The organism is Micromonospora sp. NPDC049374 (assembly GCF_040677165.1).
In the GTDB taxonomy this organism is placed as follows: domain Bacteria; phylum Actinomycetota; class Actinomycetes; order Mycobacteriales; family Micromonosporaceae; genus Micromonospora.
Window position 1 is genome coordinate 247185 of record NZ_JBFAQH010000001.1, and the last position, 25175, is coordinate 272359.

26 protein-coding genes and 3 tRNA genes are annotated in these 25175 nt (G+C 72.3%); 17 read left to right on the forward strand and 12 right to left on the reverse strand.

All coding sequences use genetic code 11. From position 1 onward, the window contains the following. Positions 1-47: 47 nt before the first annotated feature. Both AB0J93_RS01180 and arfB read left to right on the forward strand, forming a co-directional pair. Positions 48-344 carry a hypothetical protein gene (locus AB0J93_RS01180; protein ID WP_363916907.1) on the forward strand — a complete coding sequence of 99 codons (297 nt, stop codon included), beginning with the start codon at positions 48-50 and terminating at the stop codon, positions 342-344. Positions 345-420: 76 nt separating this feature from the next. Continuing rightward, complete coding sequence (arfB, locus tag AB0J93_RS01185) at positions 421-846, forward strand: alternative ribosome rescue aminoacyl-tRNA hydrolase ArfB (protein WP_210938751.1); 426 nt, start codon at positions 421-423, stop codon at positions 844-846. A gap of 26 nt (positions 847-872) precedes the next feature. On the opposite strand, the gene AB0J93_RS01190 is transcribed toward arfB, so the two are convergent. Then, complete coding sequence (locus tag AB0J93_RS01190; RefSeq protein ID WP_363916909.1) at positions 873-1847, reverse strand: 3-methyladenine DNA glycosylase; 975 nt, start codon at positions 1845-1847, stop codon at positions 873-875. A 34-nt stretch (positions 1848-1881) separates the two neighbouring features. Further along, on the reverse strand, positions 1882-3192 hold the full coding sequence (locus AB0J93_RS01195; protein WP_363916911.1) for a hypothetical protein: 1311 nt from the start codon (positions 3190-3192) through the stop codon (positions 1882-1884). Positions 3193-3325: 133 nt separating this feature from the next. Here AB0J93_RS01195 and AB0J93_RS01200 point away from each other — a divergent pair, with 133 nt between their 5' ends. The 4 genes from AB0J93_RS01200 (at position 3326) to AB0J93_RS01215 (ending at position 4744) form a co-directional block, all read left to right on the forward strand. Then, positions 3326-4129: a fumarylacetoacetate hydrolase family protein gene (locus tag AB0J93_RS01200; RefSeq protein WP_210830059.1), complete on the forward strand. Its 804-nt coding sequence runs from the start codon at positions 3326-3328 to the stop codon at positions 4127-4129. 96 nt (positions 4130-4225) lie between these two features. Then, a tRNA-Gln gene (locus AB0J93_RS01205) sits at positions 4226-4297 on the forward strand. Between the two features lie 137 nt (positions 4298-4434). Next, positions 4435-4507: transfer RNA gene (locus AB0J93_RS01210), tRNA-Glu, on the forward strand. A 164-nt stretch (positions 4508-4671) separates the two neighbouring features. Beyond that, positions 4672-4744 (forward strand) — tRNA-Glu (locus tag AB0J93_RS01215). A gap of 157 nt (positions 4745-4901) precedes the next feature. Here AB0J93_RS01215 and AB0J93_RS01220 read toward each other — a convergent pair. Further along, complete coding sequence (locus AB0J93_RS01220) at positions 4902-5588, reverse strand: IclR family transcriptional regulator (protein ID WP_092373513.1); 687 nt, start codon at positions 5586-5588, stop codon at positions 4902-4904. Positions 5589-5637: 49 nt separating this feature from the next. On the opposite strand from AB0J93_RS01220, the gene leuC reads away from it, so the two are divergent. The 4 genes from leuC to AB0J93_RS01240 all read left to right on the forward strand — a co-directional run bounded on the left by leuC (position 5638) and on the right by AB0J93_RS01240 (position 10523). Beyond that, positions 5638-7083, forward strand: coding sequence for a 3-isopropylmalate dehydratase large subunit (gene leuC / locus AB0J93_RS01225; protein WP_363916914.1), 1446 nt, complete (start codon positions 5638-5640; stop codon positions 7081-7083). Between the two features lie 14 nt (positions 7084-7097). Beyond that, a complete protein-coding gene (gene leuD, locus AB0J93_RS01230) occupies positions 7098-7685 on the forward strand; it encodes a 3-isopropylmalate dehydratase small subunit (protein WP_363916916.1) in 588 nt (195 codons plus the stop codon). A gap of 172 nt (positions 7686-7857) precedes the next feature. Continuing rightward, on the forward strand, positions 7858-8463 hold the full coding sequence (locus AB0J93_RS01235; RefSeq protein WP_363916918.1) for an HU family DNA-binding protein: 606 nt from the start codon (positions 7858-7860) through the stop codon (positions 8461-8463). Positions 8464-8615: 152 nt separating this feature from the next. Next, complete coding sequence (locus tag AB0J93_RS01240) at positions 8616-10523, forward strand: endonuclease/exonuclease/phosphatase family protein (protein WP_363916920.1); 1908 nt, start codon at positions 8616-8618, stop codon at positions 10521-10523. 26 nt (positions 10524-10549) lie between these two features. On the opposite strand, the gene AB0J93_RS01245 is transcribed toward AB0J93_RS01240, so the two are convergent. The 5 genes from AB0J93_RS01245 to cofC are packed head-to-tail and all read right to left on the reverse strand — an operon-like array spanning position 10550 to position 16209. Beyond that, positions 10550-11419: an NUDIX hydrolase gene (locus AB0J93_RS01245; protein ID WP_363916922.1), complete on the reverse strand. Its 870-nt coding sequence runs from the start codon at positions 11417-11419 to the stop codon at positions 10550-10552. Then, positions 11416-12948, reverse strand: coding sequence for a CYTH and CHAD domain-containing protein (locus AB0J93_RS01250; protein WP_363916924.1), 1533 nt, complete (start codon positions 12946-12948; stop codon positions 11416-11418). The genes AB0J93_RS01245 and AB0J93_RS01250 overlap by 4 nt, the downstream gene beginning before the upstream one ends. Before the next feature lie 23 nt (positions 12949-12971). Continuing rightward, a complete protein-coding gene (locus AB0J93_RS01255) occupies positions 12972-15266 on the reverse strand; it encodes an RNA degradosome polyphosphate kinase (RefSeq protein ID WP_363916926.1) in 2295 nt (764 codons plus the stop codon). Between the two features lie 53 nt (positions 15267-15319). Next, the gene (locus AB0J93_RS01260; protein WP_363916928.1) at positions 15320-15517 is read right to left on the reverse strand and encodes a cold-shock protein; all 198 of its coding nucleotides are present in this window, start codon (positions 15515-15517) and stop codon (positions 15320-15322) included. Positions 15518-15567: 50 nt separating this feature from the next. Continuing rightward, complete coding sequence (cofC, locus tag AB0J93_RS01265) at positions 15568-16209, reverse strand: 2-phospho-L-lactate guanylyltransferase (protein ID WP_363916930.1); 642 nt, start codon at positions 16207-16209, stop codon at positions 15568-15570. Positions 16210-16338: 129 nt separating this feature from the next. Here cofC and AB0J93_RS01270 point away from each other — a divergent pair, with 129 nt between their 5' ends. The 5 genes from AB0J93_RS01270 to AB0J93_RS01290 all read left to right on the forward strand — a co-directional run bounded on the left by AB0J93_RS01270 (position 16339) and on the right by AB0J93_RS01290 (position 21201). Next, complete coding sequence (locus AB0J93_RS01270; RefSeq protein WP_363916932.1) at positions 16339-17076, forward strand: lysophospholipid acyltransferase family protein; 738 nt, start codon at positions 16339-16341, stop codon at positions 17074-17076. 64 nt (positions 17077-17140) lie between these two features. Then, positions 17141-18139: an NAD(P)H-dependent glycerol-3-phosphate dehydrogenase gene (locus AB0J93_RS01275; protein ID WP_363916934.1), complete on the forward strand. Its 999-nt coding sequence runs from the start codon at positions 17141-17143 to the stop codon at positions 18137-18139. An 8-nt stretch (positions 18140-18147) separates the two neighbouring features. After that, positions 18148-19296: a cystathionine gamma-lyase gene (locus AB0J93_RS01280; protein ID WP_363917668.1), complete on the forward strand. Its 1149-nt coding sequence runs from the start codon at positions 18148-18150 to the stop codon at positions 19294-19296. Then, entirely contained in the window at positions 19296-20117 is an 822-nt protein-coding gene (locus AB0J93_RS01285) for a putative protein N(5)-glutamine methyltransferase (protein WP_363916936.1), read from the forward strand. The genes AB0J93_RS01280 and AB0J93_RS01285 overlap by 1 nt, the downstream gene beginning before the upstream one ends. A 37-nt stretch (positions 20118-20154) precedes the next feature. Further along, positions 20155-21201, forward strand: a complete 1047-nt coding sequence (locus tag AB0J93_RS01290; RefSeq protein ID WP_363916938.1) for an ROK family protein — start codon at positions 20155-20157, stop codon at positions 21199-21201. Between the two features lie 84 nt (positions 21202-21285). Here AB0J93_RS01290 and AB0J93_RS01295 read toward each other — a convergent pair whose 3' ends face one another. Both AB0J93_RS01295 and AB0J93_RS01300 read right to left on the reverse strand, forming a co-directional pair. Then, positions 21286-21486: a DUF397 domain-containing protein gene (locus AB0J93_RS01295; RefSeq protein WP_363916940.1), complete on the reverse strand. Its 201-nt coding sequence runs from the start codon at positions 21484-21486 to the stop codon at positions 21286-21288. Positions 21487-21490: 4 nt separating this feature from the next. After that, positions 21491-22336, reverse strand: coding sequence for a helix-turn-helix transcriptional regulator (locus AB0J93_RS01300; RefSeq protein WP_363916942.1), 846 nt, complete (start codon positions 22334-22336; stop codon positions 21491-21493). 275 nt (positions 22337-22611) lie between these two features. Here AB0J93_RS01300 and AB0J93_RS01305 point away from each other — a divergent pair, with 275 nt between their 5' ends. Both AB0J93_RS01305 and AB0J93_RS01310 read left to right on the forward strand, forming a co-directional pair. After that, positions 22612-22848 (forward strand): hypothetical protein, encoded by a 237-nt coding sequence (locus AB0J93_RS01305; protein ID WP_363916944.1) that lies wholly within the window; start codon positions 22612-22614, stop codon positions 22846-22848. A 149-nt stretch (positions 22849-22997) separates the two neighbouring features. Continuing rightward, positions 22998-24104, forward strand: a complete 1107-nt coding sequence (locus AB0J93_RS01310) for a D-alanine--D-alanine ligase family protein (RefSeq protein ID WP_363916946.1) — start codon at positions 22998-23000, stop codon at positions 24102-24104. Between the two features lie 43 nt (positions 24105-24147). Here AB0J93_RS01310 and AB0J93_RS01315 read toward each other — a convergent pair whose 3' ends face one another. Next, positions 24148-24768, reverse strand: a complete 621-nt coding sequence (locus tag AB0J93_RS01315; protein WP_363916948.1) for a DUF3515 family protein — start codon at positions 24766-24768, stop codon at positions 24148-24150. Beyond that, positions 24769-25002 carry an Lrp/AsnC ligand binding domain-containing protein gene (locus AB0J93_RS01320; RefSeq protein ID WP_111134411.1) on the reverse strand — a complete coding sequence of 78 codons (234 nt, stop codon included), beginning with the start codon at positions 25000-25002 and terminating at the stop codon, positions 24769-24771. Positions 25003-25175: the final 173 nt, after the last annotated feature.

Consider the following 25175-nt stretch of genomic DNA (forward strand, 5'->3'; position numbering starts at 1 on the left):
ATGATCGGAGAATGGAAATATTACGCTCGGTATGAATACTGGCGTGGGTGGAGCGTCCTCTCATCGCGGCCCTCCTGCTGGTGGGCCTCATCATCGGAAGTGGCGTCGGGTCGTCGTACGCGCGCGCCCGGCGGGGCTGGAACGACTACCAGGCGGCGAAGAAGACCGTGCCCGGTGCGCGTCGCGCCGCCTGGATGCTGATCAAAGTGGTCACCACGAAGGTGGGCGTCATCGCTCTGCTCCTGATCGGAGCGGTCGCGTACGCCGCCGCCGGTGGCAGTGACGATCCGGCACCGGCGGTGCCGACGCCGAGCAGCAGCGCGGAGGAGCGACCCGCCCGCTGACACCCGGAGGTCGAGCTGGATGTGCGCTCGCGGCGTTGGTGCGAACGCGTTCCGGACGCCGCGCTAGCCTCAGGGCGTGGACGACGGACTGCGGGTGACCGACCGGTGGGTGGTTCCCGCCGGTGAACTGCGGGAGCGGTTCTCCCGGTCATCCGGACCGGGCGGGCAGGGCGTCAACACCGCCGACTCGCGGGTCGAGCTGAGCTTCGACCTGGCCGGCTCACCGAGCATCCCCGAGTCGCTGCGCACCCGGGCACTGGACCGGCTCGCCGGACGCCTGGTCGACGGCGTGCTGACGATCGCCGCCAGCGAGCACCGGGCCCAGTTGGCCAACCGTGAAGCGGCCCGGGAACGGCTGGTGTCGTTGCTGCGCGAGGCGGTCGCCCCGCCACCGCCGCCGCGCCGTCCGACCCGCCCGTCGCGGGCGGCCAAGGAGCGGCGGCTGGCCGAGAAGAAGCGTCGAGGGCAGCGCAAGCGCGACCGTCGAGTGGACGGCGAGTAGTTCGGTCTCACCGGGCGTGGCCTGGATCACGCCTCGGCTCGTGCCGCCGGTCCGGCCAGGTCCAGCAGCGTCGAGCAGACCTCGATCAGTCGGGCCCGCAGTTGGCTGGCGCGCTGCGCGAACTCGCGTTGCCGCGCCACGTACTCGGACTTGCCCTCCGGCGTCTCGATCGCCACCGGCGGTTGACCGTACGAGGAAAAGTCGTACGGCGACGCCCGCATGTCGAGCAGCCGGATGTCACCGGCCAGCTCGAAGCAGTCGAGGGCCAGCTCACCCGGGACGGCGGGGCCCAGCTTGGTGGCCCACTTGTGGCAGTCCATGGAGGCGTGCAGACAGCCCGGCTGGTCGAGGTCCACCTGACTGGCCCGGGTCGGTCGGAGGTGGTTGAGCTCGACCGCGTCGGGGGTGAAGAACCGGTACGCGTCGAAGTGTGTGCACCGGATCTGGTGCGACTCGACCACCGCGTCGGTGCCCCGCTGACCGAGTCGGAGGGGAAGCGGATGCCGGTGCTCACGCTGGCGGTACACCATCGCCCACTCGTGCAGGCCGAAACAGCCGGTGAAGGCCGGTCGGGACGCGATCGCGGTCAGCAGCCGGTGGATGAAGCGCACCGAGTCGTGCCGGTCGGTGAGGAAAGCTTCGACGTCGAGACGTACCGCGCCGTCGGCGTCCGTCGCGTACCAGCGCCACCGGTGCTGCGGTGCCGGACCGTCCGGGCCGGCTTCCAGCCGGACACCGACGCCCGGGTGCCAACGTCGTAGCACCGACGGCCGGGTGCCGTAGTAGTCGTACAGGAAATCGTCGATGGCGTGGCGTTCCCCGGTGGCCCGGCGGGCCCGGTGTCCCGCGGTGAGTGAGTCGGCGCGTCGTTCGTGACCCACCAGCAGGGGCCGCCAGGTGGCGGCGGGAAGACTGGCCACCCGCCGCCCGCCCGGCGCGCGGACCCGCCCGTCGACCCCACCGGCGACGGCGGGCGTGGCGGGGGCGGGGACGGCGGTCACGGCACCAAGGGTACGACCGCCGTCGGGCCGCCGGTCAGGGCACGTCGACCCGTACACCTGCGGAGAAGACGCCGCTGCGCAGCTCCAGCCGCTGCGGCGCCTCCCGCCCGTTGATCGTGAAGACCAGCGGCAGCACCACCCGGCTGCCGGCGGCCACCGGGTCGGCGAACACGTCGCGTCCCTGGTTCGCCTGGCGGGTGGCCGGCTCGTCGGTGGTGACCCAGTTGCCGTTCGCCAGGTACGCCCGTTGCAGCTTGCCGTGCCAGCTCTGGTGCTCCGGGGTGAGGTTGCGGACCCCGACGGTCGCCTGACACTGCCGCGCGCCCCGGCCAGGTTCGCAGGTCATCCGGTAGACGGTGAACTCGAACGCGTCCTCGCGCAGCGGCATCCCCAGCATGCCGCTGGCCCCGGTGCCCTTCCAGGCGCCGCTGGTCGGTTGGCTGTCCGTGTCGATCGCGGTGACCCGGCGGGTCGCGGACCACGCGGCGGCACCCGCCGTGCCGGCCAGCACCATCGCGGCCACCGGCACCACGATCCAGACCGGTGGCTTGCGGCGCCGGGCCGGCGGTCGGGGAGCGGCCGGGCGTGGATAGATCGTGCCCGGCCCGTCCGAGGCCAGTGCCGCGGCCACCGGCCGTCGGCGGCGTCGCCAGGTGAGCAGTCCCACCACGCCCAGCACCAGCAGCGCGGTCCCGGCGACCAGTAGCGCGGGCGTCTGGCGACGCCAGCCCGTGGACTCCGGCGACTGGGACGCCGCCATCCCCGGCGCTGTCCAGGTGGCGCTCGCGCAGTCGTACGGCTGCCGGCCGTCGCTGGCGAAGGCGCACGTCGGCGCGGTCACCGGCTGTCGGGAGGCGGTCGTGGTGAGCGAGGTGCCCAGCGTGGTGGTGCTGCCCGGCGGCAGCTTCAGTCGCCAGGTCACCTCGGTGGCCGGCGACCCGCCGGGGCGTACCACCCGACCTCCGTCACTGACCGTCGTCGCCGAGACGCCCTGGGGCAGCTCCTGGCGGACGGTGGTCTCCACCGGGGTGCGGCCGGCGTTACGGACCTCGATCCGGTACCCGGGCGCGGCGCTCTGCTCCGGCGCGACCCGTACGCTCACCTTCGGCCTGGCGGCGGGCGAGGCCACCCGGGTCGGCGTCGGTACCGCCGGTGGTGCCGCCGGCATGCTGGGATCGGGTGCGGCCGCCGCCGGCTGGAGTCGTCCGGCCGTCGGAGCGCCGGTGGCGGTGGCCGTCAGAGTGTCCGGGACGGTTGCCGCCGGCAGCACCGGCAGGGCGGTCAGCAGGCCGACGCAGTGCACGATCGCCGCGAGGGCCCTGTGGTGTCGTGTCGATGCAGGCATACGAACGAACCTCCGCAGCCGACGCTAGGTGCGGGCGCGCGTCGTGCGGGTACGAAGCGGCGAATCCGACCCCGTCGGTGGGCGGCGGGGGTAAGCTGCGGCGATCGTTCGCCGGCCGCACTACATTGGCCTGGTGCGTATCGCTCGTTTCGCTCATGCCAAGGGAATGTCGTTCGGCGTCGTCGAGGGGGAGCCGGAGGCGGGCCCGCAGGGGCTCACCATCGCCGAGATCTCCGGCCACCCGTTCGGCCAGATCACGTTCAGCGGGGTCCGCTGGGCGTTGTCCGACGTCCGGCTGCTCTCGCCGATCCTGCCCAGCAAGGTGGTCTGCGTCGGCCGCAATTACGCCGAGCACGCCGCCGAACACGGCGCGGAGGTGCCGAAGGAGCCGCTGTTGTTCCTGAAGCCCTCGACCTCGGTCATCGGCCCCCGGGACGCGATCCGGCTACCGGAGTTCAGCAAGCAGGTCGAGCACGAGGCCGAGCTGGCGGTGGTGATCGGCGCGCCGGGCGCCCGCCGGGCGGACCGGGCCGCGGCGGAACGGGCCATCTTCGGCTACACCTGCGCCAACGACGTCACGGCCCGGGACCTCCAGCGCTCCGACAGCCAGTGGACGCGAGCCAAGGGGTTCGACTCGTTCTGCCCGATCGGGCCGTGGATCACCACCGGGCTGGACGTCACCGACCTGGAGATCCGCTGCGAGGTCGGTCGCGACCCGGAGGAGATGGAGGTGCGGCAGCTGGGCCGCACCGGGGACATGGTCTTCGACGCGCCGGCTCTGGTGTCGTACGTCTCACACGTGATGACGCTACTGCCCGGTGACGTTGTGTTGACCGGTACGCCGGCGGGGGTTAGCCCACTCACGGACGGGGATACGGTGAGCGTCCGGATCGAGGGGATCGGCGAGCTGACGAACCCGGTCGTGTCAGCGACCTGATCGCCGTTTTGGCAGCTCAGGGGCGCTTTGGGGAAGTCGATTTGGCCTGTCGGTGCCGGGAGGGTAGAGTTTGTTCCCGGCGCCGCAAGGGGCCAATGGGGTATGGGGTAATTGGCAGCCCGACTGATTCTGGTTCAGTTAGTCTAGGTTCGAGTCCTGGTACCCCAGCGCAGCCGAGATTCGCCACGAATCGAGGCCGCTGGATTCTGGTGGAGTTCGGCACCGATGCACCGCGAGGGGCTCCGGTAGCGAGGTCTGGTAGAGTTCGGCGGCACCACCGTGAAGGTGGTGCCGCGATGTGTTCTGGCCCCGTCGTCTAGCGGCCCAGGACGCCGCCCTCTCAAGGCGGTAGCGCCGGTTCGAATCCGGTCGGGGCTACAGGTGTTCACGGCTCGTTCCGCTGCTGCGGAGCGGGTCGTTTCGCTTTCCCGCGGCTGCCGCCTCGGCCCGCCTGCCCCGCCACCCCTGTGCGGCACCGTGCTGCGGCGCCGCTAGACTACTGCCGCACCGCCCACAAGGGCTGGTGAATCTGGAAAGTACCTGGCCCCGTCGTCTAGCGGCCCAGGACGCCGCCCTCTCAAGGCGGTAGCGCCGGTTCGAATCCGGTCGGGGCTACACATCGAAAGGCCCGTCCCACCCCGGGACGGGCCTTTCCCCACCCACCCCAACCCACCCACCTTGTTGATCATGAGGTTAGCGGCAGTTAGAAGATCCACAACTGCCGCTAACCTCATGATCAACAAGGTGGGTGGGTTGGGGTGGGTGGGGTGGGTTAGAGGCCGGAGAGGCGTTGGCCGGCGCGGACCACGGCCATGGCGTGGCGTTCGCCGGGGCGGCGGCCGAGGCGTTCGATGGGGCCGGAGATGCTGATGGCGGCGATCACGCGACCGGTGCGGTCGCGGATGGGCGCTGAGACGCTTGCCACACCGGCCTCGCGTTCGGCAACGCTCTGCGCCCAGCCTCGGCGGCGCACCTCGGCGAGGGTGCGACCGGTGAACTTCGACCGGGGCAGCAGTGGCATCACCGCCTCAGGCGGCTCCCAGGCGAGCAGGATCTGCGCCGCCGATCCGGCGATCATCGGCAGCACCGAGCCGACCGGCACGGTGTCGCGCAGCCCGCTGGCCCGCTCGGCGGCGGCCACGCAGATCCGCTCGTCCGCCCGGCGCAGGTAGAGCTGGGCGCTCTCGCCGGTGGCGTCCCGCAGCGCGGCCAGCAGCGGCTCGGCAGCGGTCAGCAGCACATCCGGCGCCGCGTTCGCCAACTCGCCCAGGCGTGGACCGGGGCGCCAGCGACCCTGAGTGTCCCGGACCAGCATCCGGTGGATCTCCAGCGCCTGGGCCAGCCGGTGCGCGGTGGCTCGGGGCAGCTTGGTGCGTTCAACGAGTTCGGCCAGGCTGGCGCCGTCGACACAGGCGGCCAGGATGACCACCGCCTTGTCGAGAACGCCGACACCGCTCATACTGTGTCCCACAAGCCGAAATTTACCTCCCAGAATTTAGGATGTCCAGATGGTGGGAGTCACTCCTGAGCCGAGGACCCTGGCCGAGAAGGTCTGGGACGCACACGTCGTCCGGTCCGCCGATGGTGAGCCCGATCTGCTCTTCATCGACCTGCACCTGCTGCACGAGGTGACCAGCCCGCAGGCGTTCGACGGTCTGCGCATGGCTGGCCGCCGGGTGCGGCGCACCGACCTCACGCTGGCCACCGAGGATCACAACACCCCGACCGGGTACGCCGATCCCTCGTTCCAGCAGCGCCGTGGCGACCTGCTCACCATCGCCGACCCCACCTCCCGCACCCAGATCGAGACGCTGCGCCGCAACTGCGCCGAGTTCGGCGTGAAGCTCCATCCGCTGGGCGACGAGAACCAGGGGATCGTGCACGTCATCGGCCCGCAGCTCGGCCTCACCCAGCCCGGCATGACAATCGTCTGCGGCGACTCGCACACGGCCACGCACGGCGCGTTCGGTGCGCTGGCGTTCGGCATCGGCACCAGCGAGGTCGAGCACGTGCTGGCCACCCAGACGCTGCCGCAGGCCCGACCCAAGACGATGGCGGTCACCGTCGACGGCCAACTCGGCCCCGGCGTCACCGCCAAGGACCTGGTGCTCGCCCTGATCGCCAAGGTCGGCACCGGCGGCGGGCGCGGGCACATCGTGGAGTACCGGGGCGAGGCGATCCGAGCGCTGTCCATGGAAGGGCGGATGACGATCGCCAACATGTCCATCGAGTGGGGCGCCAAGGCCGGCATGATCGCGCCGGACGAGACCACCTTCGCGTACCTGAAGGGGCGCCCCAACGCTCCCAGCGGCGCCGACTGGGACACGGCCTTGGAGTACTGGCGGACGCTGCCCACCGACGAGGGGGCGACCTTCGACGCCGAGGTGACGCTGGACGCCGCTGAGATCACGCCGTTCGTCACCTGGGGCACCAACCCGGGGCAGGGTGCGCCGCTGGGCGCGGTCGTGCCGGACCCGGAGGAGTTCGTCACCGAGCCGGAGCGGGCCGCCGCCCGCCGGGCCCTGGCCTACATGGATCTCAGCCCCGGCACCGCGCTGCGTGACCTCGCCGTCGACGTGGTCTTCGTCGGTTCGTGCACCAACGGGCGCCTGGAGGATCTCCGAGCCGCCGCCGACGTGCTGCGCGGCCAGCGGGTGGCTGACGGGGTACGGATGCTCGTGGTACCCGGCTCGGCCGCGGTACGGGAGGCCGCCGAGGCGGAGGGGCTGGACAAGGTCTTCACCGACGCCGGGGCCGAATGGCGCTTCGCCGGCTGCTCCATGTGTCTGGGCATGAACCCGGACACGCTCTCCCCGGGGCAGCGTGCCGCCTCGACCTCCAACCGGAACTTCGAGGGCCGCCAGGGCCGCGGTGGGCGTACCCACCTGGTCAGCCCGCCGGTGGCCGCCGCCACCGCCGTCGTCGGCCGGCTGGCCGCTCCCGCCGACCTGTAGAAGGGCTGCGACAGATGGACAAGTTCACCGTGCACACCGGCACCGCCCTGCCGCTCCGTCGGTCCGACGTGGACACCGACCAGATCATCCCCGCCGTGTACCTCAAGCGGGTGACCCGTACCGGATTCGCCGACGGGCTCTTCAGCGCGTGGCGCGAGGATCCGGGATTCGTGCTCAACGATCAAGCTTATTCGGGGGCGTCGATTCTGGTGGCCGGCCCCGAGTTCGGCACCGGATCATCGCGGGAGCACGCCGTGTGGGCGTTGCGTGACTACGGCTTCCGAGTGGTGATCTCGCCGCGCTTCGGTGACATCTTCCGCGGGAACGCCCTCAAGGAAGGGCTGCTTCCGGTAGAGCTCGAATTGAAAGCCGTCGAAGAAATCTGGAGCCTGGTCGAGGAGAATCCGACCACCCCGGTGGTCGTCGACCTGACCGCTCGCGAGGTGCGGGTCGACACCGCCACCTGGTCGTTCCCGCTCGACGACTTCAGCCGGTGGCGGCTGATGGAGGGCTTGGACGACATTGGACTCACCCTCCGCCACGAGGACCGGATCAGCGTCTTCGAGGCCGGTCGGCCGGCCTTCCTGCCCCGGGTCGCGTAGCCGAACACCCCGATCCGCAGCCGATTTCGCCCCCACCGGTGCCACCGGTGGGGGCGAATCCGTTACGACACAAGGGCTTTTTTCCGCCGAATGTTTGTGTCCCGCCAGCACAGGGCATACCGTGCGCGCAGAATGGCTCGCGTCGAGTCAGTTGCACAATCAGGAGGAAGTCGTGAACAAGGCCGAGCTCATCGAGGCGCTCGCCGTTCGCCTGGGGGACCGGAAAACGGCGACGACCGCGCTCGACGCGGTCCTCGCTGAGGTCCAGGCGGCGGTCACCAAGGGCGAGAAAGTGGCGATCACCGGTTTCGGAGCGTTCGAGAAGCGTGTACGGGGCGCGCGAACAGCCCGCAACCCGCGTACGGGGGAGGCGGTGAAGGTCAAGAAGACCTCGGTGCCGTCGTTCCGCCCCGGCGCCGGGTTCAAGGAGATGGTGGCCAGCGGCAAGGTGCCGAAGGCCACGGCTGCGGCGAAGAAGACCGCCGGAGCCACCGCCAAGACCACCGGTGCCAAGGCGACCGCGGCGAAGAAGACGACCGCGGCGAAGAGCACCGCCGCCAAGAAGACCACGGCGAGCAAGACCGCGGCGGCCAAGAAGACCACCGCGACCAAGACGACCGCCAAGGCCGCTCCGGCCAAGAAGGCTGCCACCAAGAAGGCCGCCCCGGCGAAGAAGACCGCCGCGGCGACCAAGGCGACGGCGGCCCGGAAGACCGCGGCGGCCAAGAAGGCACCGGCGAAGAAGGCGCCGGCCAGGAAGGCTGCGACCCGGCGCTGAGCCGGTCGTACGACGAGGGCGCCCGCCGGTACGGTGGGCGCCCTCGCCATGTCCACCCTGACGGTCCACCGCCACGGCGCGCGGGGAACCGTTGACCGGCCCGGGACCCGGCCAGCAGAATCGCCGCACCACCCCTCGCCGGAAAGAGAACCGTGTTGAGTCAGCGTCGTCTCGGCACCGCCACCCTGGCCCTGGGACTCGTCGTCCTGACCGACGTGCTGCGGGTCTTCCTGCCGTCGGTCATCACCATCTTCGGTCAGGCCGCGTCGACCCCGGCCGAGCTGCTCGGCGCGTTCGCGGTCGGCTGGTTCGTGCTGGCGCTCGCCGCGCCGGCCCTCGTCGTGCGGGTCGGCCCCGCCACCGTCGGTGTCACGGCGGTGCTGGTGCTCGGCGCCGCCCGGCTCGCCCTGACCGCCGCGCCAGGTGGCCGGGCTCAACTCTGGCTGGCCAGCGCCGGCCTGCTCGCCGGTCTGGTCTGGCTGGCCGCCACCGCCGCCCGGGTCGGGAATCCGGTGCCCGGGCTGGTGCTGGGGCTGACCGCGAGCGCGCTGGGTCACGCCCTGGTCGGCACGTACGACCTGGTGTGGTGGGAGCGGTGGCCGGCGTGGGCGGCCAGCGTGGCGGTGGTGGCGGCGCTGCTGGCCGCCGAGACGGCGTTCGGTCGCCGCCGCGACGCCGCCCAGCCGGTCGACGATGCGCCGCCGGCCCGCCGGGCCTGGCTGCTCGTCGGGCCGGCGCTGCTGCTCGGCGGCATGGTGGCGCTGTCACCCGCGGTCGCGATCTCCGCCATGTCCTACTGGTACGGCGAGGCGGGCACCGCCGCGCCGCCGCCGTTCGCGCTGGCGCCGTTGGGTGTCGCGGCGCCACTGTTCCTGCTCGGTGCGTTGACCCCGTGGCACCCACGGTGGCGGGCGTTGCCGCCGGTGCTGCTGCTGGCCGGCGCCCTGCTGTTCGGCTACGGCCCGCCGACGCTGCTCACCGTCGCCATCCTGGTCAGCGCGGCGGGACTGGGCGGCTGCCTCGGCCTGGCCGGTGGCGGACCGTCACCGCAGCGGGCCGTACGGAGCACCGGTCCGGCGTACGCGGCGGTGGGCGGGATGCTCGGTTTCGCCGTCGCCGCGCTGCTGTACTACGCCGCCTACGACCTCGGCTACCCCAACGAGTGGGTGCCGGCCGTGGTGGCCGCCCTGACCGGGGTGGTCGCGATGCGCGGCGCGGCCGCGTCCGACGGGCTATCGGAGGCGGAACCCGAATCAGGGCTTCCCCGGTGGCGGCTCGCGGTGCTGGCCGCCGTCGTCGCCCTCGCCGCCGCCTGGCTGCACGGGCCGTGGCTGGTGGCCAGCAACCGGGACGGGCCGCCGGAGCGGGTGCGGCTGGTGGCGTACAACATCCGGATGGGCTTCGGCCTCGACGGCCGCTTCGACCTCACCGCCCTGGACCGGGCGGTCGGCCGGGCCGACGTGGTGGTGCTCAGCGAGGTCGACCGGGGCTGGCTGCTCAACGGTGGCCACGACACGCTGGGCCTGCTCGCCGCGCGGCTGGGGATGCCCTACGTCTTCGCGCCCGCCGCCGACCCGCTGTGGGGGGACGCGGTGCTCAGCCGCTGGCCGGTGCAACGGGCCCGTACCCGTCCGCTGCCGGCGGTGGGCGCGCCCACCGGGGCGCAGGCGCTCGGCGTCACCGTGGACCTCAGCGCCGGCGTGCGGCTGGCCGTGGTGAGCACCCACCTGCAACCGCCACCCGGAGCGGACCCGGTGGTCCAGGCCCGCGCCGTCGCGGACTTCGCCACCGGGTACGCCGACGGTGCGCCGCTGGTGGTCGCCGGTGACCTCAACACCGAGCCGGGCGATCCGGCCTTCACCGCGTTCACCAGCGCCGGCCTGGTCGATTCGCTCGCTTCCGCCCGCCCGCTGCCGACCAGCCCGGCGGACGATCCGCACGAGCAGATCGACCACGTCTTCGTCTCACCCGACCTGGTGGCCACGGATGCGGTCGCGGTGCCGGGCGTCGCCAGCGATCACCTGCCGGTGGCCGTCACCCTCACCCTGCCCAGCCGCTGAGCGACGGTCTGCGGCGGGACACCCGGTCAGAGGCGGTCGGCGGCGACGAGGCGGTCATCGGTGAAGGCCAGCAGCCAGCCGCCCCCCTTGCCGGTGGTGTAGTCGCCGCACCGTCCGGCCAGCCGCTCCAGTGCGCCCGGGATCACCTTGCCCTGGCTGCACACCGCCGCCGGTTCTCCGGCGGCGGCCAGCGCGGCCAGGCGTGCGGCGGCGGCCAACACGCACTCGTCGGGCTGCTGGCCGGCGCTCGGCTCGTCCAGGTCGCCGCAGATCTCGATCGGCAGGTCCAACGACGCGGCGGCCGGATCGAGGGTCTGCACGCACCGGCGTGCCGACGCGGAGAGCAGCCGTGCCGGGCGGATCAGCCCGATCAGCGGTGCCAACGCCTGCGCCTCGGACCACCCCCGGGCGTCCAGCGGTCGCCCGGTGTCCGGGCCGGGCCAGGCCAGCCGCTTACCCGCGTGGCCGTGCCGCACCAGCACCAGGGCCGCGGTGACCGGCGGCAGCGCCGCGAACGCAGCCAGCACCTCCACGTCGTGCGGATAGCTCACCAGGGTCATCGCGTCGTCGACAGTCAGCCAACGGACCTCGTCGACCTCGGTGTCCGGTTGGAATCCGCCGGTGCCCACCGCCCGCATCGACCAGTAGTCGACCACCTTGAGCCGGCCTTCGCTGCGGTACCGCACCGACGGCAGCCGCAGCTGCGGCGCGGCCTGTGCGTCGGCCTCCTCGGCAACCTCCCGGGCGGCGGCGAGCAGCGGATGCTCGCCCGGCTCCAACTTGCCCTTCGGCAGAGTCCAGTCCCCGTACCGGGGTCGGTGCACCAGGCACACCTCGACGTGGTCGACCCCCGCCGGACGCCACACCACGCCGCCGGCCGCCCGGATCTCGGTCATGCCAGCCACCGGGTCCGACGCCGCCGGCTGGCTCGCCGCCAGGCGTACGGGAAGTCCGCCCGCGCCCGTCGCACGGCCGCCCGCTCGCGCTCCAGCAGCCGGCCCGCGGCCACCGCCAACTGATGGTCGTCGGGCCGAGCCTCGGCCACCGCCCGCCAGGTCTCGGCGGCCACCGCCGCGTCCTGGTGCTCACCGAGCAGGTTCTGCACCTTCGTCAGCGCTCGGGCCAGCTTCGCCGCGTCCGCGCCGAGCACCGGCGCCACCGCCGTCACCGCCGAACGGGCCTGCTTGCCCTGCTTGCGTACGGTGTGCCACTGCTCGTCTGGACCGGCCGGTTGCAGCATCGCGACGCCGCCCGGCTTCTTCGTCGTACCGGCCAGCCGTCGCCACGGATGGGCCACGAGTCGAGGCAGCACCCGCCGGGCCGGCGTGTTCGCGCGGGGTGTGAGTCGCGGCGACCGGGCGGCCAGCACCAGCGCGTCGACCAGGGCGAGGTACCGCGATGAGCGCAACGCCTCGTCGACCCCGGTCAGCGCCTCCTCCTGCCAATCGGCGAGTACGGCGTCCAGCCGGTCGACCGCCGCCGGATCCACCGGGCTGACCGGGTCGGCGGCGGCGGTGCGGCGCAGCCGCTCCCGCAGCACCTCCGCGTCCCGGGCGGCACCCAGGGCGTCCGCCAGCCATTTCAACTCGGTACGCAGCGGCCGGGCCCACGCGGGGCGGACCAGTGGGCCGAAGGTCTTCAGGTCGCTACGCAACCGCCGGCAGGCCACCCGCATCTGGTGCACGGCGGTGTCGTCGTCGCCGACCGGTGCGCGCAGCCGAACCAGCGGGTCGTGTGCCAACAGCCGAGCCACCTCGCGGCGTACCGCCTCGGTGACCACCGCCGCGGCACTCGGATCGGCCGGCAGCTCGTCCGGAGCGACCAGGTCCGGTTCGGCGGTGGCCGCCCGGCCGAGCGCGCGTACGTGCTTGGGGGTGAAGTCGCCACCCTGGACACCGGCGGCACACAGCAGCTCGGTGAGCCCGTCGAGCAGTGCGACGTCACCGGCCTTGCGCTCCACCTCCACCTCGCGGAAGGTGCCGGTGGTGGCGCCCTCGGCGTCGAGCACGGTGACCTGGTCGTCGACCACCTCGGCCAACACCCGGCCGGCGTCGTCGACGATCTCCTGGGCGTGCCGGACGGTCCGCACCACCGCCGCCGGGGTCAGCGCGGCACCCCGGTGGAACACGGTGACCAGCTCGACCAGTTCCGCCGGCATCGCGTCGGCCGCGCCGGGGCGGGAGATCTCGTGGCGGAGGCCGGGGCTGCCGGTCGGCAACTTCACCGTCCACGGCACCTGGTCACCCTCGCGGTACCGCAGCGAGACACCCGCCCGGGCCAGCCGCAGGTCCACGGTGTCGTGGTAGGTGGCGACGAGGGTCGCCGGTGTCAGCGTCCGGACGCTCCCCGAGGCCGGCACGGCGGGGGAGAGATCGGGTAGCAGCCACCCGGCCGCCACCGTGAACTTCCGTTCCTCCTCGACCATCTGCTCACCCTATTCCGATCCGGTCAACCGGCCGTGCTGCCGACGCGACGCAGCAGCAGGTGCTGAAGGTGGCTCAGGGGCGCCTCCGGCCGGCCCGCGCGGCGGCTCCAGGTGCCGTCACCGGCCAGCTCGAACGCGTCCACGTCCGGGCTCATCGCGGCACCGAGCACATGGTCCAGCTCGGCCCGGGCCACCGGGTCGGTGACCTGGACCAGTGCCTCCACCCGCCGGTCCAGGTTGCGGTGCATCAGGTCGGCGGAGCCGATCCAGAACTCCGCGTCGCCGTTGTTGCCGAAGCGGAAGACCCGGGAGTGTTCCAGGAAACGGCCGAGGATCGAGTGCACCCGGATGTTCTCCGACAGCCCGGGCACCCCCGGTCGTAGCGTGCACATCCCCCGGATGATCAGATCGACGTGTACGCCGGCCTGGGAGGCCCGGTACAGCGCGTCGGTGATCTCCTCGTCGACAAGCGAGTTCACCTTGAACTGGACGAGTCCCGGCATGCCCAGCCGGACGTGGTTGATCTCCCGTTCGATCCGCTCGATCAGGCCGCTGCGGATGCCCTGCGGTGCCACCAGCAGCCGCCGGTACGCGGTCTGCCGGCTGTACCCGGTGAGCACGTTGAACAGGTCGGTCAGGTCGGCGCCGATCTCCGGGTCGGCGGTGAGCATGCCGAAGTCCTCGTAGAGCCGGGCGGTCTTCGGGTGGTAGTTGCCGGTGCCAATGTGGCAGTAGCGGCGGATCTGGTTGCCCTCCTGGCGTACCACCAGGGCGGTCTTGCAGTGGGTCTTGAGACCGACCAGGCCGTACACCACGTGGCAGCCGGCCCGTTCCAGGGTGCGGGCCCAGCCGATGTTCGCCACCTCGTCGAAGCGGGCCTTCAACTCGACAAGCACCACCACCTGCTTGCCGGCGGCGGCGGCTTCGACAAGCGCGTCCACGATCGGTGAGTCACCGCTGGTGCGGTAGAGCGTCTGCTTGATGGCCAGCACGTTCGGGTCGGCGGCGGCCTGCTCGATGAACCGTTGCACGCTTGTCGCGAAGGAGTGGTACGGGTGATGCACCAGCACGTCGCCGTCGCGCAGGGTGGCGAAGACGCTGCGCGGCACCTCGCCCTCGGCGAGCCGGGGATGGGTGGCCGGTACGAACGGCGGGTCCTTCAGGTCGGGCCGGTCGGCCTCGCCGTACAGCTGCCACAGCGCGGAGAGATCCAGCAGGCCACGGACCCGCAGCACGTCCTGGGTATCCATGTCCAGTTCCCGGACGAGCAGTTCCAGCATGTGATCGGAGATCGAGGCGGCCACCTCAAGCCGTACCGGCGGGCCGAAGCGGCGGCGGGCCAGTTCCCGCTCCAGCGCCTGGAGCAGGTCCTCGTCCCGGTCCTCGTCGACCTCCACCTCGGCGTTGCGGGTGACCCGGAACAGGTGGCACTCGACCACCTGCATGCCGGAGAAGAGTTGACCGAGGTGAACCGAGATGAGGTCTTCCACCGGCAGCATGCGGACACCGGGCTGGTCCCGGTCGACCCGGACGAACCGGGGCACGTTGTTTGGCACCTTCACCCGGGCGAAGAGCTCCGGCCCGCCGTCCGGGTCGCGTACCGCGACGGCCAGGTTGAGGGAGCGGCCCGAGATGTACGGGAAAGGGTGCGCGGGGTCGACCGCCAGCGGGGTGAGCACCGGGAAGATCTTCTCGCGGAAGTAGGTGCGCAGCCGTTCCCGCTCGGCGTCACCGAGGTCGGACCAGCGCAGCACCCGGATGTCCTCGGCGGCGAGCTTGGGCACCAGGTCGTCGACGTAGCAGGCGGCCTGCCGGGCCACCAGCGCAGCGGCCTTCTCGGAGATCAGCGCCAGTTGGGTACGCAGCGGCAGCCCGTCGCCGCCCCGCACGGGTAGGCCGGCGGAGAGCCGGCGCTGGAGCCCGGCCACCCGCACCATGTAGAACTCGTCGAGGTTGCTGGCGAAGATGGCCAGGAACTTGGCCCGTTCCAGCAGTGGGGTGTTCGGGTCCTCGGCCAGGGCGAGCACCCGGGCGTTGAAGTCGAGCCAGGACAGCTCCCGGTTGAGGAACCGGTCCTCGGGCAGCGGATTGGCGGGCGTCGGGTCGTCGGCGGGCTGAGGCAGGCCCGGCTCCGAGACCGGGTCCAGCACCTCCTCCAGGCCGGCGGAGGCCGCCGCCGGGTCTGGCTCCGGGACGTCGTCGCGGTTCGGACGGGTGCTGCGGTACCGCCCGTCGGTCCCCCGGGGGCGACCTCCGTTGCGGCTGGTGGTGTCGTCGGTGGCGGCGGGGCTGGCGGGGCGTTCGCGAGGGGTGCTCACCCGCCCATAATCACCCGAACTCGGTTAACGCAAAATGAACTTGCGGCGGGTTGTCAGGACATCGTCGGCAGCGTCACGCGTACGACGTCGCCGGAGGCGTCGGTCTCCACGCGTACCCGCTGGCCGAGGCGAAGCAGGCGCAGCCCGGAGGCGTCGAACGCCCGGGCCGGGAAGGGCAGCTCGCTGCCGTCGTCCAGCAGCAGCAGCCCGCTGCGGGTCGCCGCGTCGAAGGTCGCCACCGTGCCCTGCATGCCAGCACCGTACCGAACCCTCGGGCGCGGTGGGTGGAACGCCGGCGCCGTCAGGGCGAGAAGGATTCGGTGAGGCAGCCGGCGGTCAGCGCCGTGGTGCGCGGGCCCAGCCCGAGCCGTGCCGCGGTGGCCAGGTCGTCGGCGGTGTCCACGTCGCGCCGCAGGCTCGGCCAGTCGCCGGTGAGCGGGTGGGCGCCGCTGGCCGCGTGTGCGGCGGCCGAGTCGGGCCCGAAGCGCGGGTCCAGGGGTACGCCCGGCGGGGCCGCCAGCAGCACGGTGCCGGTGCCCGGGGCGTCGGCCACGAACCGGCGTACCCCCGCCGGCCCGGTCAGCGCCGTGTGCAGCGCCGCCGCCAGCTCAGCCGGGCGCAGGGCGGGCAGATCGGCGGTGAGCCCGGCCACCCAGCCGGCGACGCCCGCCGCGCCGTGCCGGAACGCGGCGTTGAGCCCGGCGTCCGCGACGTCCGGCACTACCCGGGCACCACCGGCCCGGGCCGTGTCGGCGACCCGGGCGTCGTCGGTGACCACGAGTATTTCGGCGACCCCCGGGCAGGCCCGCACCGCCGCCAGGGTGTCCGCGGCCAGCGCCAGGGCCAGCTCCTGATGGGGTACGCCCGGCAGCCCGCCACGCAGCCGGGTCTTCGCGGCTGCCAGGCGTTTGACCGGCACCACCACCGTCCAGGGCTGTGTCACACCTGCCATCCTGCCAGCCGGGCGGCGGTACCCTCACTGGCCGTACCCGGGGCGAGCAGGCATGATTTCGGCTGCGGACCTCACCGGGCTTCTCCGGTGGGCGGGTCGGGGCGGGCACGAGGAGGCACGGTGGGTCGGCGGAGGCTGGGATTCTGGCAATGGTTCGCCGTGGTGCTGGTGAAACCGGTGATGACCGTCTGGACCCGGCGTACCTGGCGGGGCATGGAACACCTGGACCAGGACGGTCCCGTGATCATCGTGCCGAACCACATCTCGCACGCCGATCCGTTGGTCTCCGCGCACTTCGTCTACGACGCCGGGCGGTGGCCGCAGTTCCTCGGCAAGGCGAGCGTGTTCAAGGTGCCGGTGATCGGCTGGATCCTGCACCGGTGCCGGCAGATTCCGGTCGAGCGGGGCTCGGTAGACGCGGTGAAGTCGCTGGACGCCCTGGTCCGGGCGCTCGACGAGGGCGGAGCCGTGATCATCTACCCGGAGGGGACCACCAGCCGGGAGCCGGACCTGTGGCCGATGAAGGGCAAGACCGGTGCGGCAAGGCTGGCGTTGGCCACCGGCGCCCCGGTGGTGCCGCTGGCGATGTGGGGACCGGAGCGGATCTTCGATCCGCGTCGGGCCCGGATCAACCTGCGCCCCCGGATCCCGGTGACCGTGGTCGCCGGGCCGCCGATCGACCTGAGTCGTTGGGCCGGCGCCAACCCGAGCCGCCAGGTGCTGGAGGAGATGACCGACGTGATCATGCTGTGCCTGCGGGACATGCTCGCCGACATCCGGGGCGGGACACCGCCGCCGCTGTGGCAGCGCACCCCCCGCCCGCAGCCGGACCGCCAACGCCCGGAGACGGCGGCATGAGCGCGAATCGTCGGTGCAGCGCAGTGGTGCCTGGCGACCGGGCCGACCGTAGGGGGGCGGCGGCGTGAGTGGGCAGGTGGCGGTGCTGGGGGCGGGATCGTGGGGTACGGCGTTCGCGAAGATTCTCGCCGACGCCGGCCGGGAGGTGACGCTCTGGGCGCGGCGACAGTCGATCGCCGACGTGATCCGCGCCGAGCGGCGTAATCCGGAGTACCTGCCCGGGGTGGTGCTGCCGGACCGGGTCACCGGAACCGGCGACCCCGTCGAGGCGATCAAGGGTGCCGAGATGGTGGTGCTGGCGGTGCCGTCGCAGACCCTGCGCGGCAACCTCGCCGAGTGGGTGGAGCACCTGCACCCCGAGGCGACCCTGGTGTCGCTGATGAAGGGCATCGAACTTGGCACCACCAAGCGGATGAGCGAGGTGATCGTCGAGACCGCGCAGGTCGCGGCGGACCGGGTGGTGGTGGTCTCCGGCCCCAACCTGGCACCGGAGATCGCCGCGGAGCAACCCGCCGCCACCGTGGTCGCCTGCACCGATTCCGACCGGGCCACCCTGGTGCAGCGGTCGATCACCACGCCCTACTTCCGCCCGTACACAAACGACGACGTGATCGGCTGCGAGTTGGGCGGGGCGGTCAAGAACGTGATCGCGTTGGCGTACGGCATCGCCACCGCGATGGGCTTCGGCCACAACACCCGGGCGATGCTTGTCACCCGGGGGCTGGCCGAGACCGCCCGGCTCGGGGTCGCCCTCGGCGCGGATCCGCTCACCTTCGCGGGTCTGGCCGGGATGGGTGATCTGGTGGCCTCCTGCTCGTCACCGTCGGCCCGCAACCGCACCTTCGGCGAGCACCTCGGTCGGGGTGCCACCCTGGAGGAGGCGCGGGTGGCCACCCGGCAGACCGCCGAGGGGGTCAAGAGCGCGCTGGCGATCCGGGATCTGGCCCGCGCGCACGGGGTGGAGATGCCGATCACCGAGCAGGTCGAGCTGGTCTGCCACGAGGGGGTGGACCCACGGCTGGCGGTCCAGGCCCTGATGAGCCGCACCACGAAACCGGAGTGAGCAGCACCGTGAGCGAGCGTGGCGTCGCTTCGCAGCCGCACGACCACCCGTCGCAGGGGGACGGCACCCGATGCGTGCACGCCGGCCTGCCCGACCCCACCCCCGGGGCGCCGTTCCTGCCCGGGCCGGTGTTCGCCGCGCCGTACCACCTCGACCCGTGGCAGGGCCCGTCGGCGGCCCCGAACGGGTACGGGCGTCCGGACAACCCGACCCGCCGGCTGCTGGAGGCTGCGGTCGGCGAGTTGGAGGGCGGCGACTGCCGGGTCTTCGCCACCGGGCAGGCAGCGATAACCGGGTTGCTGCTGGCGGTGCTCCGGGCAGGTGACACGGTGGTCCTCCCCGCCGACGGGTACTTCCCGGTGCGCGCGTTCGCCACCGACACCCTCGCCGGCAACGGCGTACGGGTGCTGTTCGCCCCGACCGTCGGGCCGTACCCGGACCTCGACGGGGTACGGCTGGTGCTGGTGGAGACGCCGGCGAACCCGGGGCTCGACGTCGTTGACCTGCCGGCGCTGGCCGAGCGGGCGCACGCCGCCGGTGCCCTGCTGGCCGTGGACAACACCACCGCCACCCCGCTCGGGCAGCGGCCGTTGGACCTCGGTGCCGACGTGGTCGTGGCCTCCGGCACCAAGGCGTTGACCGGGCACTCCGACCTGTTGCTCGGCTACATCGCCACCCGGTCGGCGGAACTGCTGTCGACGGTCACCGCCTGGCGTACCGCGACCGGTTCCGTGCCGGGCGCGTTCGACGCCTGGCTGGCCCACCGGTCGCTGGCCACCCTCGACCTGCGTCTGGCCCGGCAGACGGCGAACGCGGAGGCGCTGGCCCGGCTGCTGGCCGACCGCACCGACGTCTCCGGCCTGCGCTGGCCCGGCCTGCCGGAGGACCCGGCGCATCCGGTGGCGGTGCGGCAACTGCGGCGGATGCCGGGGGTGCTCTCCTTCGATCTCGGTAGCGCCGAACGGGTCGCCCGCTTCCTCGACGCGGCCCGGCTGGTCGTCGCGGCGACCTCCTTCGGTGGCCTGCACACCACCGCGGACCGCCGGGCACAGTGGGGCGACGACACCGCGCCCGGTTTCGTCCGGCTCTCCTGCGGGGTGGAGGACACCCCCGATCTGGTCGCCGATGTCACGGCCGCGCTGGACGCAGCCGTCTGATGGGAGCGCCGGTCTCCCCGGGCGCGTACGAAGTCCTGGTCGCCCGCTTGCGGCGAGCCGGCTGCGTGTGGGCCGAGGAGGAGGCCCGGCTGCTGATGGCGGCGGGCGCCGACCCGCAGTCGCTGGCGGAGCTGGTCGACCGGCGGGTCGCCGGTGAGCCGCTGGAGTACCTGCTGGGCTGGGCGGAGTTCTGCGGTGAGCGGATCGACGTCGACCCGGCCGTCTTCGTGCCCCGGGCGCGTACCGCCCTGCTGGTCTCGGCGGCGGTGCGGGTTACCGGACCGGCGGCGACCGTGGTGGAGCTGTGCTGTGGCTCCGGTGCGTTGAGTCGGGTGCTGGCGCGTCGGCTCGCCACGCCCCGGCTGCTGGCCGCGGTCGACGTGGACCCGGCGGCGGTGGCCTGCGCGCGCCGGAACCTGACCGCCGTGGGTGTGCCGGTCCTTGCCGGTGACCTCTTCGATCCGCTGCCGGCGGCGTGGCGTGGCCGCCTCGATCTGGTGGTGGCCAACGCCCCGTACGTGCCGACGGCGGCGATGGCGCTGCTACCGCCGGAGGCCCGCCGGTACGAGTCCGCCGCGGCGCTCGACGGTGGGCCGGACGGGCTGGCCGTGCTGCGCCGACTGGCCGCCGCCGCGCCGAACTGGCTCGCGCCGGGCGGGCACCTGGTGGTGGAGGTCGGCCAGGGGCAGGTCGAGCGGTTCCGGGCGGTGTTGACCGAGGTCGGACTGGTGCCGTCGGTGGTACGCGACGACGCCTACGACGCCACCGTGATGCTGGGCCGCTGCCCGGACGACGTGGCGGTCGGGCGATACGAGAACTAGCCTCACGTCAGGTGTGACGGCGGGAGGCGGAACTCGGGTGGACAGCGCAACGGTGGTCGTCGGGATCGACAACGGTGGCACGACCAACAACGCCACCGTGCTCACGCTTGACGGACGGTTCCTGGTCGACCGCCTGGTGGAGACGCCGAGCCGGGTGCAGGAGGGCCCGGTGGCGGCGGTGGCGGCGATGGCGGACGCCGTCGACGGCGTACTGGCCCTCACCGGGGTGCCTCGCGGACAGGTCGGTGCGGTCGGTCTGGACACGCCCGGTCCGGCCAGCGCCAGCGGTGTCATCTCGTCGAAGGGCTCCACGAACTTCTCCCAGCCGGCCTGGCGTGGCTACGACGTGCGGGTCGCCCTCGAACGTCGGCTGGGGCTGCCGGTGGTTTACCACAACGACGGCAACGCCGCCGCGCTCTACGCCCATCACGTCCACTTCGGGGTCGACGCGATGCAGCGCTCGTCGGTGTCGGCGATCGTCGGCACCGGACTGGGTGGCGGCCTGGTCGAGCACGGCCGGGTGATCTCCGGCGCGGCGGGGATGGCCGGCGAGCTGGGGCACGTGCACATTCCGTTGACCACCGTGTTGGCGCCGGGGCAGCCGGTACCGACCTGCGCCTGCGGCTTCGCCGGTGACGTCGAGAGCGTGGTGTCGCTGACCGCGATCGAGCACAACCTGTTGCCGTACTGGTTGACCCGTTATCCGCGGCACCCTCTGGTCGGTGAGTCGCCGGAGCGGGCGGCGAAGCTGGTACGCGGCTACGGCGAGCGGGGCGACGAACTGGCCCGGGAGATCTTCGCCCAGCAGGCGAGGGCGCTCGGCGCACTGTTCACCATCGCGTCGAACTTCACCGATCCGCACGCGTACTTCGTCGGCGGTGGGGTGGTGGAGACGGATCCGGAGTTTCGCGACTGGTTCCTGGCCGCCGTGCGGGAGCACACTCTGCTCCGGGCGGAGCAGGCCGCCCTCGCCACCTTCGCCCTGGTGCCGGACCGCGACATGGCCGGTGCGCGGGGCGTGGCGTTGGCGGCGCTGGAGGCCGTCCGGGCGCTGCCCTCGCCGCCGCCGTTGGTCGGGGAATGAGGCGACGACAGCGGAGGGGCTGACCGGGCCGGCGGTGCCCTTACCGGCCCGGTCAGCGGCTCTGGGGTGCGGTCCCTCCGGGGCTCAGGGGGTCGGCGGAGCCTGGGCGAAGGCGGTCCACGCCGACGGCCGGAAGATCAGCAACGGGCCGTGCGGGTCCTTGGAGTCGCGTACGGCGACCGTGCCGGGGACGACCGCCATCTCGACGCAGGCTCCCTCGTCACCGCTGTGGCTGCTCTTGCGCCAGCCCGTCACGGCCTCCGCGGCATTGGTCGTCGGTGTCATCGCATTACCGTCCCTTCAGAAGTTTGAAAATTGCCTCGCGACTGTCCGCCGGGCTGAGCGCGACGGTGCGCAGGTGCTCCATGATCTTGGTGCAGGTACGCAGGTCACCGGGACGGTCGAGGATCATCTGCCCGGCGACCGTCTCCACGGAGGCGATGATCGGGTCCTCCGGGTCGGCGAATTCGAGGATGTGCAGGGAGCCCCGGGTGCCCCGGTGGTAGCCGGCGACCAACGGGATCATCTGCACGGTTATGTTCGGCAGCTCGCTCATCTTGAGCAGGTGACTCAACTGGCCCTGCTGCGCGGAGTCGTCACCCACCGGACGTAGCAGCGCGGCCTCGTCGAGAATCGCGTCGAAGATCGGCGGGTCTTCCTCGAAGATCCGCTGCTGGCGGTCGAGCCGCATGCGTACCCGCTCCTCGACGTCGCTGTCGCTGAGGGTGTGCGGCCCGCCCCGCATCACGCCGCGGATGTAGTCGGCGGTCTGCAACAGCCCCGGCACCACCGACGGCTCGAAGTTCGCGATGGCGACGGCCTCGGCCTCCAGCGCGATGAAGTCGATGGTGCGTCGGTCGAGCAGGTACGAGTAGGACACCCACCAACCCGGCTTGCGCGCGTCCTTGGCGAGCTGGACGGCGGCCGCGACCTCCTCCGCGCCGACCCCGTAGAGGGTGAGCAGTGCGCGCACGGTGGCCGGGCTGACCAGGGTCTGCGCGTTCTCGTAGCGGGAGAGCGTGCTGCGGGTGCTGTTGATCTCGTCAGCCGCGGTCTCCAGGGTGAGGCCGGCGGCCTCCCGATGGTGGCGCAGAGCGATGCCCAATCGACGGGCGCGTGCGGTCTTCGGAGCCATGTATAGATGGTCGCACGTATTTGGGAAGCTGTACATGAGAGAACGCCAGTGAGAGTTGCATTCATGCCCGTGGAGCTGTCAATCTGTTAGCGCGTCCTCACCGCCGGTTGTCGTGGCGACGGTGGTGGTGAGCGACCGGAGGGGATGGGGCGCGCGGCGGTCGGGTTTTCCCCCGTACCCGACCGCCGCGTGCCACGCCAGTTGGTCGGCCACCGGAAGGGAATCGACGTGCAGACTGGTCAGCGGGTTTTCGGCGAGCGCCGGGGCGGCCGGCGATGACACGTTTCCTGGTGGTGCTGACCGACGTCCGCCCGTACGAGGTGGACGGTCGTAACGAGCGACTGGCCCCCGAGCGCCGCCGCCAGGTGGTCGGCGCGAACAGCCGCGAGGCGGCCGACCGGATCGCCGGCGCCTTCATGGCACTGGGCATGGTGCGGGCCGGCCGGCAACGGGTCAAGGTGCTCGCCATCGGCCGCCGACACGCGTACGGCGAGCGCGAGATGGCCGGCTGACCTCGGCCGCCCAGTTACGTTCCGTATATCACCAGTTGACCGTTTGCGGCCGGGCCGCGTTCCCGCAGGGTATCGGCTACCCCCATCCGCCACGCACAGTAAGGTCATCCGGGAGAGCGCCAGCAGTGCGTCCCGGAAAGGTGATCACAGTGACCACCCCAGGCAAGACCCGCGTGGCGATCGTCTTCGGCGGCCGCAGCCCGGAACACGGCATCTCGTGCGTCAGCGCCGGCAGTGTGCTCGGCGCGCTGGACCCGGACGAGTTCGAGGTCGTGCCGGTCGGTATCACCCGGGCCGGTCAGTGGGTACTCACCAGCGGCGACCCCGGGCAGTTGGCGATCAACGCCCGCCGGCTGCCGGAGATCACCGCGGAGTCCGGCACCGACATCGTGCTGCGCACCGACCCCACCGGCGGCGGGCTGCTCGTCCTCGACCCGACCGAAGGGCCCCGGGCACTCGCCGACGTGGACGTGGTCTTCCCCGTGCTGCACGGCGCCTACGGCGAGGACGGCACCATCCAGGGCATGCTGGAAATGGCCGGCATCCCGTACGTCGGGGCGAAGGTCTTCGCCTCGGCCGCCGCGATGGACAAGGAATTCACCAAGAAGCTCTGCGCCGCCGAGGGCATCCCGGTCGGCCCGTACGCGGTGCTGCGCAGCGGAACGACGCTGAGCGAGGCGGACAAGCAGCGGCTGGGCCTGCCGGTCTTCGTCAAGCCCTCCCGGGCCGGCTCCTCCTTCGGCATCACCAAGGTCAACGACTGGGCCGACCTGGACGCGGCCCTCGCCACCGCCCGGGAGATCGACAGCAAGGTGCTTGTGGAGGGCGCCATCGTCGGTCGGGAAATCGAGTGTGGCGTGCTGGAGGGCGAGGCCGGCGGCGCGCCGGAGGCGTCCGTGCTGGCCGAGGTCCGGGTGGTCGGCGACTACGACTTCTACGACTTCGAGGCCAAGTACATCGACGCGGAGTCCGCCTGCGAGTACGACATCCCGGCCGACCTGCCGGAGCGGGTCACCCGGCAGGTGCGCGACTACGCCGTGCGCGCCTTCACCGCGCTGGACTGCGCCGGGCTGGCCCGCGTCGACTTCTTCGTCACACCCGAACTCGACGTCTACCTCAACGAGATCAACACGATGCCCGGCTTCACGCCGACGTCGATGTTCCCCCGGATGTGGGCGGCAGCCGGCCTGGAGTACCCGAAGCTGGTCGACCGGCTCATCCGCACCGCGTTGACCCGGGGGCCGGGGCAGCACTGAACCCGCCCCGGCGGCGGGCGCGGGACGGACCTCGACCTGGTGGTCAGGAGGTGCAGCCGGACGGTGCCTCGCCGGACGACCGGATCGACTCGACGATGGTGGCGGAGACCGGGGAGGCCCACTGCAACGCCTCGCCGTAGAAGTGCGGCACCCGCAGGGTCACCGCGGTCTCCCGGTCGACGGTGGTCAGCTCCGTAGCGTCGGGCCCCTCCACCGCGTACCAGCAGACCGAGTTGACCAGGTAGAGGTGGTCGTCGGGCTGCACCTCCGGCTGGTCGCCGCCGCAGGCGACCGTGAGCGCCGGGTCGCCGTACGCGGCGTTCTGCTCCGGCCCGGCGCTGACCGGCCGTTGCGGCAGGTCGCGGTATGAGTCGGGCAGTTGGGACACCAGGGCGCGGCAGACGACGGTCGGGCGCTCGCCGAGCTGAGGGGCGGCCATCTCGACCGGCGCGGTGGAGACCGGAGCGGGTGTGGTCGCCGACGGCTGCGGCGCGGCGGCCGGCTCGTCCGGCGAGAGGTTGCCCAGCGCGAGCGCACCCACCAGCAGGGCCACCGGCACCGCCACCGCCGTGGCGATCAGCGCCGCACTGCGGTTGGTCCGGTCGGGTGCCTTCGCGTCCGGGCGGTCGGCCTGGGCGACGGGGGATTCAGCGTGCTCGTCCACCTACAGGTGCACCACCGAACACGTGAGGGTGCGGGTGATGCCGGGCACCATCTGCACCTTGCTGACGATGAGCTTGCCGAGCTCGTCGACGGTGTTCGCCTCGGTGAGCACGACCACGTCGTACGGCCCGGTCACCGCGTCGACGCGGACCACGCCAGCGAGATCCGCGATGAGACCGGCCACGTCACGTGCCCGGCCGACCTCTGTCTGGATGAGGATGTACGCCTGTACCACGACTCGACCTCCCTCCGTCGCCGCCTGCCAGGCGGCCCGAAGGGAGAAAGTACCTTACGGACCAGGGCAGACCCCGATCGGTGGCCAAGGAGAAGCAATGAGCGAGCGCAGCGAGCGAGCCATCAGGCTCAGGGCGGTGGTGCCTCACGGCGGCACGCAGCGCAGCGGAGTGC